General features: G+C 63.9%; 15 protein-coding genes and 1 tRNA gene. 3 read left to right on the forward strand and 13 right to left on the reverse strand.

Annotation, left to right across the window (positions count from 1 at the left end; all coding sequences use genetic code 11):
• Positions 1–40: 40 nt before the first annotated feature.
• The 8 genes from AUR_RS14255 to AUR_RS14285 form a co-directional block, all read right to left on the reverse strand.
• The gene (locus tag AUR_RS14255; RefSeq protein ID WP_062095264.1) at positions 41–1,606 is read right to left on the reverse strand and encodes an APC family permease; all 1,566 of its coding nucleotides are present in this window, start codon (positions 1,604–1,606) and stop codon (positions 41–43) included.
• 150 nt (positions 1,607–1,756) lie between these two features.
• Entirely contained in the window at positions 1,757–3,409 is a 1,653-nt protein-coding gene (locus tag AUR_RS14260; protein ID WP_062095266.1) for a GMC family oxidoreductase, read from the reverse strand.
• Positions 3,410–4,906 carry an aldehyde dehydrogenase family protein gene (locus AUR_RS14265; RefSeq protein ID WP_128397194.1) on the reverse strand — a complete coding sequence of 499 codons (1,497 nt, stop codon included), beginning with the start codon at positions 4,904–4,906 and terminating at the stop codon, positions 3,410–3,412. It lies immediately after the preceding gene.
• 323 nt (positions 4,907–5,229) lie between these two features.
• Positions 5,230–5,829 carry a TetR/AcrR family transcriptional regulator gene (locus AUR_RS14270; RefSeq protein WP_062095270.1) on the reverse strand — a complete coding sequence of 200 codons (600 nt, stop codon included), beginning with the start codon at positions 5,827–5,829 and terminating at the stop codon, positions 5,230–5,232.
• Positions 5,830–5,920: 91 nt separating this feature from the next.
• Positions 5,921–6,961: a hemolysin family protein gene (locus AUR_RS14275; protein ID WP_062095273.1), complete on the reverse strand. Its 1,041-nt coding sequence runs from the start codon at positions 6,959–6,961 to the stop codon at positions 5,921–5,923.
• Positions 6,958–8,313, reverse strand: a complete 1,356-nt coding sequence (locus AUR_RS14280; RefSeq protein ID WP_062095275.1) for a hemolysin family protein — start codon at positions 8,311–8,313, stop codon at positions 6,958–6,960. Before AUR_RS14280 ends, AUR_RS14275 begins: the two co-directional genes overlap by 4 nt.
• Before the next feature lie 233 nt (positions 8,314–8,546).
• Complete coding sequence (locus AUR_RS20575) at positions 8,547–8,750, reverse strand: hypothetical protein (protein ID WP_241650929.1); 204 nt, start codon at positions 8,748–8,750, stop codon at positions 8,547–8,549.
• A 22-nt stretch (positions 8,751–8,772) separates the two neighbouring features.
• On the reverse strand, positions 8,773–9,246 hold the full coding sequence (locus AUR_RS14285) for a hypothetical protein (RefSeq protein WP_241650930.1): 474 nt from the start codon (positions 9,244–9,246) through the stop codon (positions 8,773–8,775).
• A 210-nt stretch (positions 9,247–9,456) separates the two neighbouring features.
• Here AUR_RS14285 and AUR_RS20580 point away from each other — a divergent pair, with 210 nt between their 5' ends.
• Positions 9,457–10,128, forward strand: coding sequence for a GerMN domain-containing protein (locus AUR_RS20580; RefSeq protein ID WP_062095276.1), 672 nt, complete (start codon positions 9,457–9,459; stop codon positions 10,126–10,128).
• An 88-nt stretch (positions 10,129–10,216) separates the two neighbouring features.
• Here the strand turns inward: AUR_RS20580 and AUR_RS14295 are convergent.
• The 4 genes from AUR_RS14295 to tmk form a co-directional block, all read right to left on the reverse strand.
• Positions 10,217–10,289 (reverse strand) — tRNA-Thr (locus AUR_RS14295).
• Between the two features lie 86 nt (positions 10,290–10,375).
• Positions 10,376–11,920, reverse strand: a complete 1,545-nt coding sequence (locus AUR_RS14300; protein ID WP_021474259.1) for an alpha/beta hydrolase — start codon at positions 11,918–11,920, stop codon at positions 10,376–10,378.
• A gap of 8 nt (positions 11,921–11,928) precedes the next feature.
• The gene (locus tag AUR_RS14305; RefSeq protein ID WP_021474260.1) at positions 11,929–13,080 is read right to left on the reverse strand and encodes a DNA polymerase III subunit delta'; all 1,152 of its coding nucleotides are present in this window, start codon (positions 13,078–13,080) and stop codon (positions 11,929–11,931) included.
• Positions 13,077–13,727 carry a dTMP kinase gene (gene tmk / locus AUR_RS14310; protein WP_062095278.1) on the reverse strand — a complete coding sequence of 217 codons (651 nt, stop codon included), beginning with the start codon at positions 13,725–13,727 and terminating at the stop codon, positions 13,077–13,079. Before tmk ends, AUR_RS14305 begins: the two co-directional genes overlap by 4 nt.
• Before the next feature lie 82 nt (positions 13,728–13,809).
• On the opposite strand from tmk, the gene AUR_RS14315 reads away from it, so the two are divergent.
• Both AUR_RS14315 and AUR_RS14320 read left to right on the forward strand, forming a co-directional pair.
• Positions 13,810–14,994, forward strand: coding sequence for a trans-sulfuration enzyme family protein (locus AUR_RS14315; RefSeq protein ID WP_062099024.1), 1,185 nt, complete (start codon positions 13,810–13,812; stop codon positions 14,992–14,994).
• A 10-nt stretch (positions 14,995–15,004) separates the two neighbouring features.
• Positions 15,005–15,346 (forward strand): DUF2516 family protein, encoded by a 342-nt coding sequence (locus AUR_RS14320; protein ID WP_062095280.1) that lies wholly within the window; start codon positions 15,005–15,007, stop codon positions 15,344–15,346.
• On the opposite strand, the gene AUR_RS14325 is transcribed toward AUR_RS14320, so the two are convergent.
• Entirely contained in the window at positions 15,331–16,176 is an 846-nt protein-coding gene (locus AUR_RS14325) for a class I SAM-dependent methyltransferase (protein ID WP_206616254.1), read from the reverse strand. The two genes, AUR_RS14320 and AUR_RS14325, sit on opposite strands and share 16 nt — an antisense overlap.
• Positions 16,177–16,209: the final 33 nt, after the last annotated feature.

Consider the following 16,209-nt stretch of genomic DNA (forward strand, 5'->3'; position numbering starts at 1 on the left):
CTACTTACACGGGTGGGGGCGTTCTGGTTAAGAACCGGAGTTAAGGTACGACGGCGGCGGACGGGTTCGCTGCCTCGCCTGCGGGCCTGGCCTGCTCGCCTGAGGCCGGGTGCGCGGCGACGGCCGCTGCATGCTCGGCCAGCACACCCGTTTGGTGCCTGATCTTCAGCCGGTAGAGCAGCGCGCCGCCAACAGTCACCGTGGCCACGAAGATCACGCCGCCCCACTGGAGGTACCACTCAAAAGGCGGAACGGAGTTGTAGATTTCCTGTCGGGGCCAGATGAGGTTCAGCGTCATGGCCCCACCCCACAGCACGGCCACAATGTTCACCGGAAGCCCCCACTTGCCCATGCAGAACCCGGGCTCGGATCCGTCGTTGGCAAGCGGCCACTTCTTCAGGAACCGCTTGCGCAGCAGGGGCACTGTCACCAGCAGGTAGGACATGTAGATCAACACGATGCTGATGCTGGAAAGAATGGTGAAGATCGCGGGCTGCATCACGTTGATGAGCAGTGGGATTACCGCTATAACCCCGATGACGATCGCAGCCACCGTGGGCGTCCTGCGGACCGGATCAACCTTGCTGAGCTGCCGGCTGAACGGCAGGTTGTTGTCCCTTGCCATGGCGAACATCATGCGGATCGCCGCCGCGTGAACGGCGAGCGTGCAGACCACGACAGCCACCACGATGCACACCAGGAAGGCTTTGCCGAAGGGTCCGCCGAGGACGCTCAGGACGATGTACTGCAGGCCGCCGTCAGCGTGTCCCACCTTGGGGTCGCTGAGGTCGGGAGCGGCCAGGATGCCGAACAACAGCATCAGTCCGCCCAGCAGGAACGACGCCGTGACGGCGCGAAGGATCGCCTTGGGTGCTGTCTTCTTGGGATCCTTCGTTTCCTCGCCCAGGGAGCTGGCCGTGTCAAAGCCGTACATCACGTACCCGGATGCCATGGCGCCGATCAGGAAGACGCCGAAGAAGCCAAGGTCGTGGCCTTCACCGAAGCCGGCAGTATCAAAGAAGACTTCCGGACCCCGGACAACGTGCCAGCCCAAGGCAAGGATGAGCAGCACCGCGGCGATCAGCTCCACGAAGACCCCGATGCTGTTGATGCGGGTCATGAGCTTCACGCCGAAGGCGTTGATCAGGGTGGAAAGGGTGATCATGATCGTCGCCAGAACCACACCGTTCATGGCGAAGTCGAAGGGACCACTGCCATCTCCGACGAACTGGAACCCGGACCACAGTTGCGGCAAGGTGATCTGCAGCGCCAGTGCTACAGAACCCAGGGCCATGATCGAGGACAGCAACAACAGCCAACCGGCCAACCAGGACATCGTCCCGGTCGACAACCGCTTGGCCCAGTTATAGACCGAACCGGCTACCGGGTAACGTCCGGCGAGCTCGGCGAAGCAAAGGGCCACCATGAGCTGGCCTACGAAGACTATGGGCCAGGACCAGGCGTAGGCCGGGCCGGCCATGGAATAACCGAAATAGAAAAGCTGGAAAACACCGGTAAGGATGGAGATATAGCTGACGCCGGCAGCGAAGCTGGCGAACTTGCCAATGCTGCGGTCGAGGGTTTGCGTGTAGCCAAATTCGTCCATGCCGCTTGAATCATTACTCTTGCTGGGTTCCACTGTGGACTCCTCATCAGAAAAGCAAGATCGGATCGGCCGCCCTGGGGCGCGGCGGAATCGAAAATTTTTGCTGTGGATACTTATCCCCCCTAGGAGGCGCCCCCGTTGGGGGGCCCCTTAGGCGTACGACGGCGTGAAGTCCTCCTCTGCGGTAACAGAGACGGCAAGGTTCGCTTCAGCCCGGGCAGCCTTGATCAGGTCCGCGCACCGCTCGCCGATCATCATGACGGTGATGTTGGGATTCACGGTCACATGCTCGGGCATGACCGACGCATCGGCGACCCGCAACCCGGTGACCCCCTTCACCCGCAACTCGGGATCCAAAGGTGACATGTCGTCGTCGTACGCGCCCATCCGCACGGTTCCCACCGGGTGGTACACCGTGTTGTGGGTCTTGCGGATGTACTCCCGCAGCTCCTCGTCCGTCTGGGCCTCAACGCCGGGCGACAGCTCGCGTCCCGTCCATTCAGCCATGGCAGGCTGCGCGGCAATCTCGCGGGCCTTCCGGATACCGGCCACCATGACGCGCATGTCATGTCCGTCCGGGTCCGTGAAGTAGCGGGGATCCACCATGGGCTTGTCCCGGAAGTCCCGGCTGCGGAGGCGTACCGTGCCGCGGGAGCGGGCGTGCGTGACGTTGGGAGTGAGGCTGAAGCCGTTTTCCGTCGTGGGGTAGCCGTGGCGCAGGGTGTTCATGTCGAACGGAACCGAACCGTAGTGCATCATCAAGTCCGGCCGGTCCAGGCCATCCTCCGTGGGAGTGAAGATGCCGATCTCCCACCACTGCGTGGAAGTCTGCACCATCGGCTGCTTGGCCTCGTACTGCACCAGGCCCTCGGGATGGTCCTGCAGGTTCTCGCCCACCCCGGGGGAGTCCACCAAAGCCTCAATGCCGTGCTCGGCGAGGTGGGCCGCCGGGCCGATGCCGGAGAGCATCAACAGCTTGGGGGAATCGATGGCGCCTGTGGACAGGATGACCTCGTGGTTGACCGTCAGTCGGTGCGTGCGGCCGAAAGCCGAATCGACAACATCGACGCCGGTACAGCGCTTGCCTGCGTCGAACACCAGTTGGCGCGCCCTCAACCCTGTCAGCAGGGTGAAGTTGGGGCGTTCGATGATGGGGTGGATGTAGGACACCGAACTGGAGGACCGGGTACCGTCCGCACGGCGGTTGATCTGGAAGAAGTTCGCTCCGTTGATCACCGTGGTGCCTGTGTTGAACTTGGTGCGGGGAATGCCCGCCTGCTCGCAAGCATCCAGCAGGGCAACGCCGGCAGGATCGGCAGGTGGGACGTTCATGAGGTGTACCGGGCCCGAATCACCATGATGCGGAGCCTCCGGGCCGGCGTCCTCGTTGGTCTCCAGCCGCTTGTACAGCGGCCAGGCAGCATCAGCGTTCCAGCCGCTGGCACCGTACTTGGACTCCCACTCGTCCAGGTCTTCCCGGGGTGCCCAGAAAGCGATGCAGGAGTTATGGCTTGAGCAGCCACCCATCACCTTGGCACGTGCATGGCGCATGAAGGAGTTTCCGTTTTCCTGCGGCTCGATCGGGTAGTCCCAGTCGTAGCCGGATTCCAGCAACTCCATCCAGCGGTCCAGCTGCAGGACCTCAGGAATGTTGCGGTCGTCCGGGCCGGCTTCCACCAGCGCGACAGTGACATCAGGGTCCTCGCTCAACCTGGCGGCCACTGCGGCTCCCGCAGATCCGCCGCCGATGACGACGTAGTCGAACGTGCGCTCGCCGAGGGCGTCGATGGTGTCGAAGTGCATCTAGTTCTCCTTGCTGTGGTCAGCGAACCAGCCGGTTACCTGCGGCCTGGTGTTCTGGTAGATGTGCTTGGCTTCCTGGTACTCGGCCAGTCCCGTGGGGCCGAGCTCCCGGCCCACTCCCGACTGTCCGAAGCCGCCCCACTCCGCCTGCGGGAGGTAGGGGTGGTAGTCGTTGATCCAGATGGTGCCGTGCCGGAGCCTGCCCGCCACCCGTTGCGCCTTCCCGGCGTCCTGCGTCCACACGGCTCCGGCCAGCCCGTAGATCGTGTCGTTGGCGGTTGCCACGGCTTCGTCTTCGGTGCGGAAAGTTTCCACGGTCACTACCGGGCCGAATGCCTCATCGGTCACCACCGACATTCCCCGCGTGACGCGGTCCAGGACGGTCGGCCGGTAGTAGAAACCGGCGTCGTACTTATCGCCTTCCGGCGCCCCGCCGCCGGTCCGCAACCGGGCACCCTCGGCTATGCCGCGTTGGACGTACTCGTGGACCTTGTCGCGGTGGTCGGCAGAGATCAGCGGGCCGGTTTCCGCGTCCTCGTCGAAGGGGCCGCCCAAACGGATGGCTTCTGCGCGGCGGACCAGTTCGTCGACGAAGCGTTCGGCGATGGATTCCTCCACCACCAGCCGTGCGCCTGCCGAGCAAACCTGCCCGGAGTGCAGGAATGCGCCGTTGAGCGCATTGTCGACGGCGGCGTCGAAGTCCGCGTCGGCGAAGACCACGTTGGGGTTCTTGCCACCCAGTTCCAGCGCCACCTTCTTGACGGTTGCGGCAGCGGCCGCGGCGATGCTCTTGCCGGTCTCCAGGCCGCCGGTGAAGGAAACGAGGTCGACGTCGGGGTGTTCCGTCAGCGGTGCGCCCACCTTCCGCCCGGGACCGGTGACAAGGTTCGCGACGCCGTCGGGCAGTCCCAGGTCCTTCATGAGCTGCATGCACAGGATGCTGGTGGAAGGGGTCAACTCTGCTGGTTTGAGGACGAACGTGCAGCCTGCGGCCAGTGCCGGTGCAATCTTCCACGCCGCTTGGAGAAGGGGGTAGTTCCACGGGGTGATGAGGCCGCAGACGCCGACGGGCTCGTAGACGATCCGGCTGACGACGTCGGGGTTCCCGGCGTCCACCACCCGGCCCGGCTGCTGGCCCGCGAGCTTGCCGAAGTATTCGAAGCACGCAGCGATGTCATCGATGTCGATGCGGCTCTCGATGATGCGTTTTCCGGTGTCCAAGGATTCGGCCCGTGCGAATTTTTCGCGGTGTTCGCGCAGTCCGGCTGCGACTTTGAGCAGGAAGGAGCCGCGCTCGGGGGCGGGGACGGAAGACCAGACGCCTGAGTCGAAGGCTGCCCGGGCTGCGGCGATCGCGCGTTCGGCGTCTTCCTTGCCACCTTCGGAAACGGTGGCGACAACTTCACCGTCAGCCGGGTTTCGGATCTCCCGGGCGGCACCGGAAGCAGCTGCCTCCCATGAACCGTTGATGAAGAGCGTGGATGCTGTTGTTGACATTGTTCTCCCTATGAATCGGGCAAAGTGCTGGGCTTGGAGAGCGGGGTCCGCCAGGATTCGGGCACGGCGCGGCCGGGCCTTGTATGGCTTTGGCGTGTTGCCTGTGGTGTTGCAGTTACGAGCCGTTGATCCGGCACGAAGGTCTGTATGTGGCGTGCCTGGCTGCGATGCAGCGGTGGCCTGTGGTGCTAGGAGCCTGGACTGAGTGTGTCGTAGGTCATAGAAAGACAGTAGAACACTTTGAACGATCGTTCAAGACTTTGCGGCATCAGATATATCAAGCCGTGAGTTTGTGACTTTTAGCAGGCGATCCGGCGTCGGCGTCAGCTCGCTTCAGGCGCCGGGGCGAAAGCGATCTCTTCCGTGCGGGCGATGCTGCGCTCGATGGCGGCCGCGTCGATGCCGAGGAGGGAGGTCAGCCACATGCCGTTCTGGATGACGACGACGTCGGCGGCCCGGTCGCGGCATTCACCCCAGGAAAGCCCGGGCTTGGCATTGGAGATCAGGGACGCCAAACCGTCCAGGTAGCGGTCAAACGCGGCAGCGTTGATCTCGGCGTAGCCCTCATCGGCTTGCGCGAGGGCCCACAAATGCAGGCGCAGGGACAAATAACGGGTAGTCAACAGGTCGGCGCCGGCCACCCGGCGGAGGGCGCGGCGGAGGTGCTCCACGGGGTCAGCGGCTGGGTCTGGTGCCACGAGGAGGAGGTCGTGTTCATCAACGTGCTGCAAGGCCGCCCGGATCAGGCTGGTTTTGTCGTCGTAGTAATAGTTCACCAGGCCAAGGGCCACTCCGGCCTCGCGGGCCACAGCACGCATGCTGACCCCGGAAATACCGTGCCGGGAGAGCAACTCCAAGGCCGCTTCGAGGATGCGGGACTGTTTGTCGAGCTGCTCGCCGGATTTCAAGGTATCTGTCCCCATAGGGCCAGACTAACGTGCCCGCACAGGTGAGGCCCGGTCCGCGCGTCCTGTCGTCATGGTGGAGCGCAAACCGGGCCTTGCCGTGGTGGCCTTAAACGCTGGTGGCGTCCTCGACCTCGCCTACCAGTTCCTCGATGATGTCTTCCAGGAACAGCATGCCGGTGGTGGCGCCGTCGGAGTTGAAGACGCGGGCAATGTGTGCGCCGCTTCTGCGCATCGAGGCCAAGGCATCCTCAAGCTCGCTGCCCACATAGACCGAGGCCAGGCGGCGGATTCGCTTCTCGGGCACCGGACGGTTGAACTTTTCCGTGGTGGTCAGGTCCATCACGTCCTTCAAGTGCAGGTAACCGGAGGGTTGGCCGTCCCGGTCAGTGAGGATGTAACGGGAATACCCATGCTCCGCTACTGTCCTTTGGATGTCGGCCGGGGTTGAAGAATCCGGCAACAACACCATGTCGGCAATCGGTACTTCAACCTCGCCCACCGTCTTGGACGTGAACTCGAAAGCAGCGGTCAAGGTGCCGCTGGTGTCATTCAATGTACCCACGCGGGTGGACTGCTCAACGATCGTGGCTACTTCATCCAAGGTGTAGGCGCTGGTGGCCTCCTCCTTTGGCTCCACGCGGAACAGGCGCAACACGGAGTTCGCGATCCCGTTCAACGTCCAAATCACGGGCTTGAACACCTTTGCCACGAGAACCAGCGGGGGAGCGAGGATGAGGGCGGCGCGGGTTGGGACCGAGAAGGAGATGTTCTTGGGAACCATCTCGCCCACCACCACGTGGAGGAACGTCACCAACACCAGGGCCACCACGAAGGCAATGATGCCAATGGCTTCCGCCGGAAGGGACGTCAGGCCCAACGGGATCTCCAGCAAGTGGTGGATGGCCGGTTCGGAGACATTCAGGATCACCAGCGAGCAGACCGTAATACCAAGCTGGCTGGTGGCCAGCATCAAGGTGGCATGCTCCATGGCCCACAGTGTGGTCTTCGCTGCTTTGCTGCCGGCCTCGGCCTTGGGCTCGATCTGTGACCGCCTGGCCGAAATCACGGCAAACTCGGCGCCCACGAAGAACGCGTTCACTACCAGCAGGATGACCAGCCAGATGATGCCGGGAAGGTACTCGCTCATGGCCGAAGCTCCTCGGAGATCTTGTTGATGATCTGGTCATGGGTGCTGATGTGTTCAGTGTCGGGGTCCGGAGTGAAACGGATGCGCCCCAGCTGAGCGCCGGCCACTCTTTCCACCCGCAGCACGCCCCCGGCCACCTCAACTTCATCGCCCAATTCAGGCACCCGGTCCAGCTGGTCGGACATGAACCCGGCCACGGTGTCGTACTCTTCCCCTTCGGGGACGACGATCCCTGTCCGGTCCAGCAGCTCATCCGGCCGCAGGGACGCGTCGAACGTGATGGAGCGTCCCACCCGGACCACACCTGCGCGTGCCCGGTCGTGCTCATCTTCGAGTTCGCCCACGATTTCCTCCACGAGGTCCTCGAGGGTCACTATCCCTGCTGTTCCGCCATGTTCATCAGAGACGATCGCTACCTGCAGGCCCTGTTTGCGGAGCAATACCAGCAAGGCGTCCACGTCCTTGGACTCCGGAACATACAACGGTTCGGTCATCAGGGACGTCGCCACCACTGCATCGCGCTGCTCCAAGGGGACGGCAAAGGCCTGTTTCACGTGCAGGACGCCCAGGATTTCGTCCCGGTCCCGGCCAATCACCGGGAAGCGCGAAAACCCCGTAGCAGAGGCCAACTCCACGATCTCGGCGGCAGTTTGGTCAGCATCCACCGCCATCATACGGACACGGGGAGTCATGACGTCACCGGCCGTGTGCTCCGAGAACCGGAGGGTTCGGTTCAGCAACTCGGCATGGTCCTGATCCAGAAGGCCTTCCATGGCGGACCGCCGCACCAGCGAGGACAGCTCCTCTGCTGAGCGTGCACCGGAGAGCTCCTCTTTCGGCTCGATGCCGAAGGACCGGATGATCTTGTTTGCGGTGTTGTTGAACAGCAGGATTGCGGGTTTGAAGACGGCGGTGAACAGCGCCTGGAAAGGAACCACCACTTTGGCTGTTGCGAGGGGCAAGGCCAAAGCGAAGTTCTTGGGGACCAGCTCGCCGATCACCATCGAGAACACAGTGGCAAGGAAAATCCCCGCAACTGCCCCCACCCCGGGAACCACATCAGCCGGGAGGCCCCAGGACTGCAGGGGCTCGCTGAGCATCCGGCTGATGGCGGGCTCAAAGGTGTAGCCGGTGAGCAGCGTGGTCAGCGTGATGCCGAGCTGCGCGCCGGACAAGTGCGTCGAGGTGATCTTGAGGGCCTTGATGGTTGGCCCCAGCCGCTTTTCGCCGCGGGCTTGGCGGGCTTCAAGTTCGGTCCGGTCCAGATTGACCAAAGCGAACTCCGAAGCGACGAAGAATCCAGTGCCGACAGTGAGGACGAGGCCTATGCCGAGCATGATCCATTCATACATTCGGGCGCCCCTCTCCCTGGGAGACCGGCAATCCGGTCAGCGGGCAGAGGGGCCTGGGCATATGTGAAGGAGGGTCATCCATAATGTCGTCATTCTACGGGTTGGTTGAGGACCGTGGCGTTCTTGTGCGCCGCAGGCTGAAACCGGAACCGTGAGAAGGCGCAGACCGTTGATGATCCCGGAAGGGCGTTGTAAACCAAAGAAACCCCCGGAAATCCGCAGTTCCGGGTTCTTCAGCCTGCCCGCGGGCCGGGGTCGTGCGCCTTCCGCCGTCCGTCCCGGTGGGACAGGTAGGCGAACACCACCAGGGCGGCGCCGGCCACGATCATGACCACAGGGAAGGCGAAATTCGCAGGGATCAGCAGGACCGTGGCCTGGAGGATGAAGATCAGCCCCATCACCGCCAGTGCCCCGGCCGGAATCAACGGCCATTTCATCCGTTTCCTGTGGTCGCTGGTTTCATCGACGCGCACCGGAACCAGCGAAAGCACACCAAAGGTGGCCGCCAAACCCAGGAAGAGGATGGCGGCGGTAGGGGTACCCTGCAGTTCCTGCGGGAGGCCACGATGACCGCCAGGTGAACATGACGCCGGAAGGGATCAGGGCCCACCAGTTGCCCGGTTCGCGGAGGAACACGGCGGCAAAGCCGGCACCCATGAAGACGAACAGGAAGGCTGCACCCCAGGCGCCGCCCGTGAGCTGGGCGGTGGTGATAACCGCAGCCAGGCCCAGGAACACGGACCCGGGGATGGCCGCCCACCAGTTCGCCCGACGACGGATGAACAGGGCAAGGAACACGACCCCAACGGCCGCGAAAATCAGCGGTGCCACGAAAGATGCGGTGTCCATGATGCCCACCCTGTCCAGCAGCAGCAGGACCCCCAGCACAATGATGACGACGCCTGCGATGATGCTTGCGTTTGCCGATTTCACCGTATGCCTCCCGGATCCGGCAGCCGGCCCTTCACCGCGCTGCTTAACTCAGGCTAGGACCGGTCCCGGACCGTAAACAGGGCACAAAGCCCCCGCCTGCCATGCAGGCGGCCCCAACAGCCCGGACTTTAGTCCCTGTTATGGAATAACCCTCAGGCGTAGCTTGAAAGTGGCGCCGGCAACGGCGTCGTCAGGTTTCAAGGGGGCATCATGACCAGGCCCAGGTTCTCGGCACTCTGCATTCTCGGGCTCAGCAGCCTGATGGTCCTGACAGCCTGCTTCGGGCCGCCGAGTCCGTCGCCCACCACGAGCAGCGCCAGCCCAAGCGCGACGACCGGCCCCACCTCAACAGCGGGCACGACGGCGTCGGCCACCACCTCAGCCCCGGCCGCCTCCACGCCTGTCGCGCCGCCGTCGTCCGCCCCCGCAAGCCCGCCAGCCACGCAGGAACCAGTGCCGTCCGGTCTCCCTGAACAGACCGGACCGCTCACCGTTTACTACGTGGCCGTCGGCGACAACGGCGTCTCCGGGCCGCGCATCGGGTGCGGTGACAGCGTGGTGGCCACCACGACGGCGCCGGTCACCTTCACGGACCAGGTGGGCCCGAGCATCAACGCCCTTCTTGCCAACAAGAGCCGCGACGTCGGCCTCTCCGGGCTGATCAACGTGCTGTACCAGTCCAACCTCAGTTACCTTGGCGGCGAGCTGAACGGCAGCGGCATCACCATTTGGCTCTCCGGGCAGTTCATGCTGGGTGGCGTATGCGATGTCCCGCGCGCGAAGGCCCAGCTGGAATACACCGCCATGGCCGCGTCCGGAGCGACGAGCGCGCAGGTGTTCGTCAACAACCGGCCGATCGACGAGGTGTTAAGCCTCAAGTAGGGCGTGGCTTCCGGAGCAGCCCGCGAGTAAGACGGTCAATAAAAAACCCCGGATTGCCCTTGAAGTAGGGCTATCCGGGGTTCAACCGAGCTTCCTATCAGAATCGAACTGATGACCTTTTCATTACGAGTGAAACGCTCTACCGACTGAGCTAAGGAAGCACCGCGTCCATCTGCCGTTTCCGGCCGATCACGCAAGACATAACTGTAATAGAGTCACGCGGCCCGGGTCAAAACGGGCAGGAGCCCTAGCATTTCAAGCCGTCCTGCGGCAGCTTGCCGTCTACAAAGTAGTCGTCGACGGCGGTGCTGACGCAGGAGTTGGAGCGGCCGTAAGCTGTGTGCCCCTCACCCTCCCAGGTCACCAGGGCGGCGTTTTCCAGTTGCTTGCGAAGGGACTCCGACCATTCCAAAGGCGTGGCCGGATCACCGGTGGTGCCGATCACCACGATGGGTGCGGAACCCGTGTAATCGACGGCTGCCGGCTGGCGTTTTGGCTGGTACGGCCATTCCTTGCACGTCAGGCCGCCGTAGGCGAAGAAGCTGCCAAATGTGGGGGAGTCCTGCTTGAGCTTGGCTTCTTCTGCGCGCATCCCGGCGGTGTCAGTGACCATGGGGTAGTCAAGGCAGTTGATGGCGGTGAAGGCGAAGGCCGAGTTGGAGGTGTATTTTCCGCTGGGGTCCCGGTCCGCGCCGAGGTCCGCGATGCGGAGCATCTGGGAGACATCTCCGGAGAAAGCGGTCTCCAACGCCTGGGTCAAAGCCGGCCAGCTTTGGTTGTCGTACAACGGCAGAATCAGGCCGTTCACGAATTCGGTTCCCGTGACGAGCCGTCCGTCCCGGGCAGTCTGCGGATTCGCGTCCACCGCATTGATGAGGTCCCGGATCTCTTGGACGCCGTTGTCTACTCCGCCGCTCAGCGGGCAGTTGTTTTGGCCCAGGCAGTTGGCTACGTAGGTCCGGATGGCTTTCTCGAACGCCCTCGCCTGACCAGCGGTGAGTTCTTCGTTGCTGATGGAGGGATCAACCGCGCCGTCGAGGACCAGCCGCCCGACGTTCTCCGGGAACAGGTCTGCGTACGTGGAGCCCAGGAACGTTCCGTACGAGTAACCGAGGTAATTGAGCTTGGCGTCGTTGACCACGGCCCGGAGGACGTCAAGGTCCTTGGCGGCGCTCACGGTATCAATGTGTTCAAGGACCGGCCCGGTCTTTTCGGCGCACTGCTTGGCCACCGTTTTGTTGAAGGCCAGCGCAGCGGCCAGTCCCTCGTCCGTGTCCTTCCGGAAGTCCTTCTCACGGGCGGCGTCCCGTTCGGCATCCGAGGACATGCAGGTCACAGGTGCGGACCTCTTAACGCCGCGGGGATCGAAACCCACGATGTCGTAGTTGGAGCGCAGCTTCTGGGTGAAGTGCGACTTTCCGCTGTCCTTGACGAAGTCGACGCCGGAGCCGCCCGGCCCGCCCGGGTTGATCAGGACCGTGCCTTTCTTGCTGCCGTTGCTTGCGAGCTTGATGGCTGAGAGGGTGATCTCCTCCGAATCCGGTTTTCCGTAATCCAGGGGGACCTGCACCTTGCCGCATTCGAACCCGTCTTCGCAGGAACTCCACTCCACCCCCTGGGAGTAGAACTTCTCCAGTCCTTCCGGCGCGGACGCAGCGATTGAGGGGTCCACCGTACTGGTGGAAGGTTTGGCTGTGGGGGCGGGAAGGAACGGCAGGGAGCATGCGCTGAGCACCAGCATGGACACCATGGCGAGGCAGAACGCGGCGAACCGGCGGGGTGCGGACTTCATGGATTCTCCTATTGCTGGATCAGGCTTGTAGCCATTGACTCCACTGCCAACAGCGGTGCCACGTTGGTAGTGGTGATGCGGACGCGTGCCTTATTGATGGCGTCCATCCGGGCGAGCGTGGTTTCGGGGGCGGACTGGCGCGCGTACTCTTCCAGCTCGCTTTGTAGCTCAACGTTAACCAAGTCCACCGCGTTCCCAAGCTGGATGATGAGGACATCACGGTAGAAGGACAACAGGTCCGTCAGGGTCCGGTCCAGCGAATCCGTGACGGAGCGCTTGGCGCGGCGCTTTTGGTCGTCTTCCAGCTGCTTGACCTGGCTGCGCATCGACGGCGGAAGGGTGCCGGATTCGGGCGCCCCGAGGCTTGCCAACAATGCCACTTTTTCCGCAGCGTCGCGTTCGTCGTTGGAACTGTTGGCCTCTTCCGTGGCGATCTTCACCAGCTTTTCGGCCATCATCACCGCTGCCGTTACTCCGCGCAGGCCAAGCGGAATGCGGACTGTTTCCAAACGGCGTTCCCGGGCGTCGGCGTCGCGTGCCAGTCGCCGGGCGATGCCGATGTGGCTCTGTGCCGCGCGTGCGGCCCGCTCGGCAAGGCCACGTTCGACTCCGTCGCGCCTCACCAAAAGATCGGCGACGTCGGAGGCAGGAGGCAAGCGCAAGGTCACCGGGCGGCATCGCGAACGAATGGTTACGAGCACATCTGCCGGGGAGGGTGCGCACAGCATCCATATGGTCCGGGGAGTGGGCTCCTCGATGGCTTTGAGCAGCACGTTGGTGGTCCGTTCGGCCATGCGGTCGGCGTCCTCCACCACGATGATGCGCCAACGGCCGGTGGAAGGCCGGTCGCCGGCTTTGGCCACCAATTCCCGGGCCTCGTCAATGGTGATGGTGACTTTCTCGGTCCGCACGAACGTAACGTCCGAGTGTGTTTCGCCAAGGATGGTGTGGCACGCGGGGCATTCGCCGCAGCCCCGCAAAGTGACGTCGTCCTGCTGGCAGTTGAGGGCCGCAGCGAAGGCCTTGGCGGCATTGGAACGGCCGGATCCGGGCGGACCCGTGAACAGCCACGCATGGGTCAGGCCGCTCTCTGACTGGGCGGCCTGTTTCAACTGTGCGACTACCGGGGCTTGTCCCTGCAGGTCATCCCATACGCTCATTGGCTGACCCGATCACCCAACAGGGCTTCCACCCGTTCGAGGATCCGTGCAGCCAACGTCTCGATGTCCAAGGCCGCGGGCAGCACCAGGTAGCTGTCCGGCGCGGCGGCAGCCAACTGGAGGAAGGCATCCCGGATTGCTGTGTGGAAAGTGTCGGGTTCGGATTCCAGCCGGTCCTCGGCGGCGTCACCCGCCGTCCGCCGTTCGCGACCGTCGGAGGGCTCGACGTCGAGCAGTACCGTGAGGTGCGGATGGAGCCCTTCGGTTGCCCACTCGTTGAGCGACCTGACGTCCTCGGCGCCCAGCCCTCGACCAGCGCCCTGGTAGGCGACGGAGGAGTCGATGTAGCGGTCGGTAATGACCACGTGGCCCAACGCCAGGGCCGGACGGATCACCTGGCTGGCGTGTGCAGCACGGGCAGCGGCGAACATTAACGCCTCCGTGCGGGCATCTATGGTCCCGTGGCCGTGGTCCAGCACCAGGGAACGCAGCTTCTCGCCAATGGGAGTTCCGCCGGGTTCGCGTGTCCGCAGCACCGTGAGGCCCTTGGATTCGAGGGCGTCGAAGAGCCGGGCGGCCTGCGTGGACTTGCCCGCTCCGTCCCCGCCTTCGAACGCGATGAAAAGACCTGGGCTCTGGATACTCACCCGTCTAGCCTACCGAGCTTCCCTGACATAAAGATGCGTAATGCCTTTCATCCACAGGGTTCGGCAGCCGTACCCTGAATCCATGAGCCTTTCCGATCACCATGCTGCCGATTTGTCCCCGGAAACCCTTGTGGTTGCTGCCGGGCGGCCTGAACGCAAGCACGATGAACCGGTCAATCCACCCATCGTCCTGTCCTCCACATACTTCGGAACTGGTTCGCTCGGCGACGGGGACCGCGGCTACGGACGTTACGCGAACCCCACCTGGGATCCGTTCGAGGAAGCCCTTGCCAAGCTCGAAGGCGCGGAGCTCCCCGGCCTGCTGTACGCTTCCGGCCTCGCTGCAGTCAGCTCCGCACTCTCCTTGGTGCCGGCCGGCGGCGTCGTGGTCATGCCCTCGCACAGTTACGCGGGTTCGCTGGTCATGGCCACGGAGCTGGCAGAAAAAGGCGTCCTTGAACTGCGGACCGTGGACATCGCGGATACCGAGGCCGTCAAAGCGTTGATCGATCCTGCAGACGGCAAACCCGCCGACCTGCTGTGGCTCGAAAGCCCCACCAACCCCATGCTCGGCATCGCCGACATCCGGGCCCTGACCGAGGCTGCCCACGCGGTGGGCGCGATCGTGGTTACGGACAATACTTTCTCGACGCCGTTGGTGCAGAAGCCTCTCAGCCTGGGGTCCGACGTCGTACTCCATTCGGTGACCAAGTACCTGGCCGGGCACTCCGACGTCGTCCTCGGCGCCTTGGTGACGTCCAATCCGGAACTGCGCGCCGCCCTTCTGCACCACCGCATCATCCACGGCGGAATCGCCGGTCCGTTCGAGGCGTGGCTTGCCCTGCGGGGCCTGCGGACACTGGCGCTTCGCATTGAGCGGTCGCAGGCCTCGGCGGCGGTCCTGGCCGAGCGGCTAAGCCTTCACCCCCGTGTTGAGGCAATCCGGTTCCCGGGCCTCCCGTCCGATCCCGGCCACCAACGTGCCAAGGACCAGATGCAGGGCTTCGGCTCTATCCTGTGTATCCAGATCGCAAGTGACGCCGCCCGCAGCGGGGCCGATGCGGCCGATGAACTGGTCCGGGCCCTTGAACTGTGGCTCCCTGCTACATCCTTGGGCGGAGTTGAATCCCTCATTGAACGTCGACGCCGGCACACGGCAGAGCCACTCAGCGTTCCGGAGAACCTGGTGCGCCTGAGCGTCGGCATCGAGAACGTCGAGGACCTCTGGGCCGACCTCGAGCAAGCGCTGAAGTCGCTGGGCAGCTAGGCTAAAAGGCGTGGACGGAAAATACTTGATTGGCATTGTCACCAGCGGGGTCTACTTCATCTTGGGATTGGTGGCCTTGGCTCTTGAGGTCTGGGCATTCGTGGACTGCTTGCGCCACCGCCCCACCCTCTTTGTCGCTGCCTCCAAGCGCACCAAGACGTTCTGGACCGCCCTCACCGGCATCGCGTTCGCTATCGGCGCGCTGAGCTTGCTCGGTGGTGGAGGGGGACTGGGACTCTTCGGCATCGCCGCCGTGACCGCGGCTTGCGTGTACCTCGCCGACGTGCGTCCTGCTGTCCGCGAGGCAGGCAGCGGAGGCAGCCGGAACGTCGGACCTTACGGACCCTGGTAAGCATCCTCCCGGCGGGGCGCCACGGCATCCCACGCCACTGTTAATTCACCCAGCCGCCACCGCGACGGTCCGTCCAACAGCGGCCAACCGGCGTCGCGCAATGTCCGGCACATCTGCGTCCAACGTTGCCGGTTCCCGAACGACGCCAGCGGCGCGGCCTCCAGCCACGCCCGGTCCATGGCCTGCAGGAACGTGTGGATCGGCTCGCCCGGCACGTTCCTGTGGATGAGGGCCTTTGGTAACCGCTCCGCCACGTCCGATGGTTGCTCGAAGCTGCCGAAACGCACGGAGAAGCTCAGGCTCAGGGGTCGGGCCGGGTCCAAAGCCACCCACGTGACCCGACGGCCGATTTCGTCACATGTTCCATCAATGAACAAACCACCCGGCGCCAGCCGCGACTGAACCAGGTGCCAGATCTCCGGAACGTCGGCTTCCTCGTACTGCCGGAGCACATTGAAGGCCCGGACAATGACCGGCTTGCCGGGGACAGGGATCTCGAATCCTCCCACATGGAAGCTCAGGCCCCGCCGTTCCAACGGCTTCGCGGTGCGCACCCGCTCAGGTTCGATCTCGATTCCGCAGACGCGAACGTCCGGCCGCACTGCTTGCAGCCGTTCAAAAAGTTCGACGGCGGTGGTCGGGGAGGCGCCGTAGCCCAGGTCGATGACAAGGGGCTCGACGGCGGTGCGGAGCCGCCACGCCTGCGGGCCGGCCAACCACCTGTCCAACCGACGCATCCTGTTGGGATTCGTGGTGCCCCGGGTCACGTTGCCCACCGGCTTCCCGCCCCGGCTCCGGGGAGAGGCTACCCGTTCAGCTTTTTGCACCACGGCTCCACTGTATCGGTGCGGCCCTGGCGGTGC

Source organism: Paenarthrobacter ureafaciens (assembly GCF_004028095.1).
In the GTDB taxonomy this organism is placed as follows: Bacteria; Actinomycetota; Actinomycetes; order Actinomycetales; family Micrococcaceae; genus Arthrobacter; species Arthrobacter ureafaciens.

Coding starts and splice junctions, on each gene's coding strand:
- AUR_RS14255 (WP_062095264.1), bottom strand. CDS start 1,606: ATGGACGAATTTGGCTACACGCAAACCCTCGACCGCAGCATTGGCAAG.
- AUR_RS14260 (WP_062095266.1), bottom strand. CDS start 3,409: ATGCACTTCGACACCATCGACGCCCTCGGCGAGCGCACGTTCGACTAC.
- AUR_RS14265 (WP_128397194.1), bottom strand. CDS start 4,906: ATGTCAACAACAGCATCCACGCTCTTCATCAACGGTTCATGGGAGGCA.
- AUR_RS14270 (WP_062095270.1), bottom strand. CDS start 5,829: ATGGGGACAGATACCTTGAAATCCGGCGAGCAGCTCGACAAACAGTCC.
- AUR_RS14275 (WP_062095273.1), bottom strand. CDS start 6,961: ATGAGCGAGTACCTTCCCGGCATCATCTGGCTGGTCATCCTGCTGGTA.
- AUR_RS14280 (WP_062095275.1), bottom strand. CDS start 8,313: ATGTATGAATGGATCATGCTCGGCATAGGCCTCGTCCTCACTGTCGGC.
- AUR_RS20575 (WP_241650929.1), bottom strand. CDS start 8,750: ATGAAATGGCCGTTGATTCCGGCCGGGGCACTGGCGGTGATGGGGCTG.
- AUR_RS20580 (WP_062095276.1), top strand. CDS start 9,457: ATGACCAGGCCCAGGTTCTCGGCACTCTGCATTCTCGGGCTCAGCAGC.
- AUR_RS14300 (WP_021474259.1), bottom strand. CDS start 11,920: ATGAAGTCCGCACCCCGCCGGTTCGCCGCGTTCTGCCTCGCCATGGTG.
- AUR_RS14305 (WP_021474260.1), bottom strand. CDS start 13,080: ATGAGCGTATGGGATGACCTGCAGGGACAAGCCCCGGTAGTCGCACAG.
- AUR_RS14315 (WP_062099024.1), top strand. CDS start 13,810: ATGAGCCTTTCCGATCACCATGCTGCCGATTTGTCCCCGGAAACCCTT.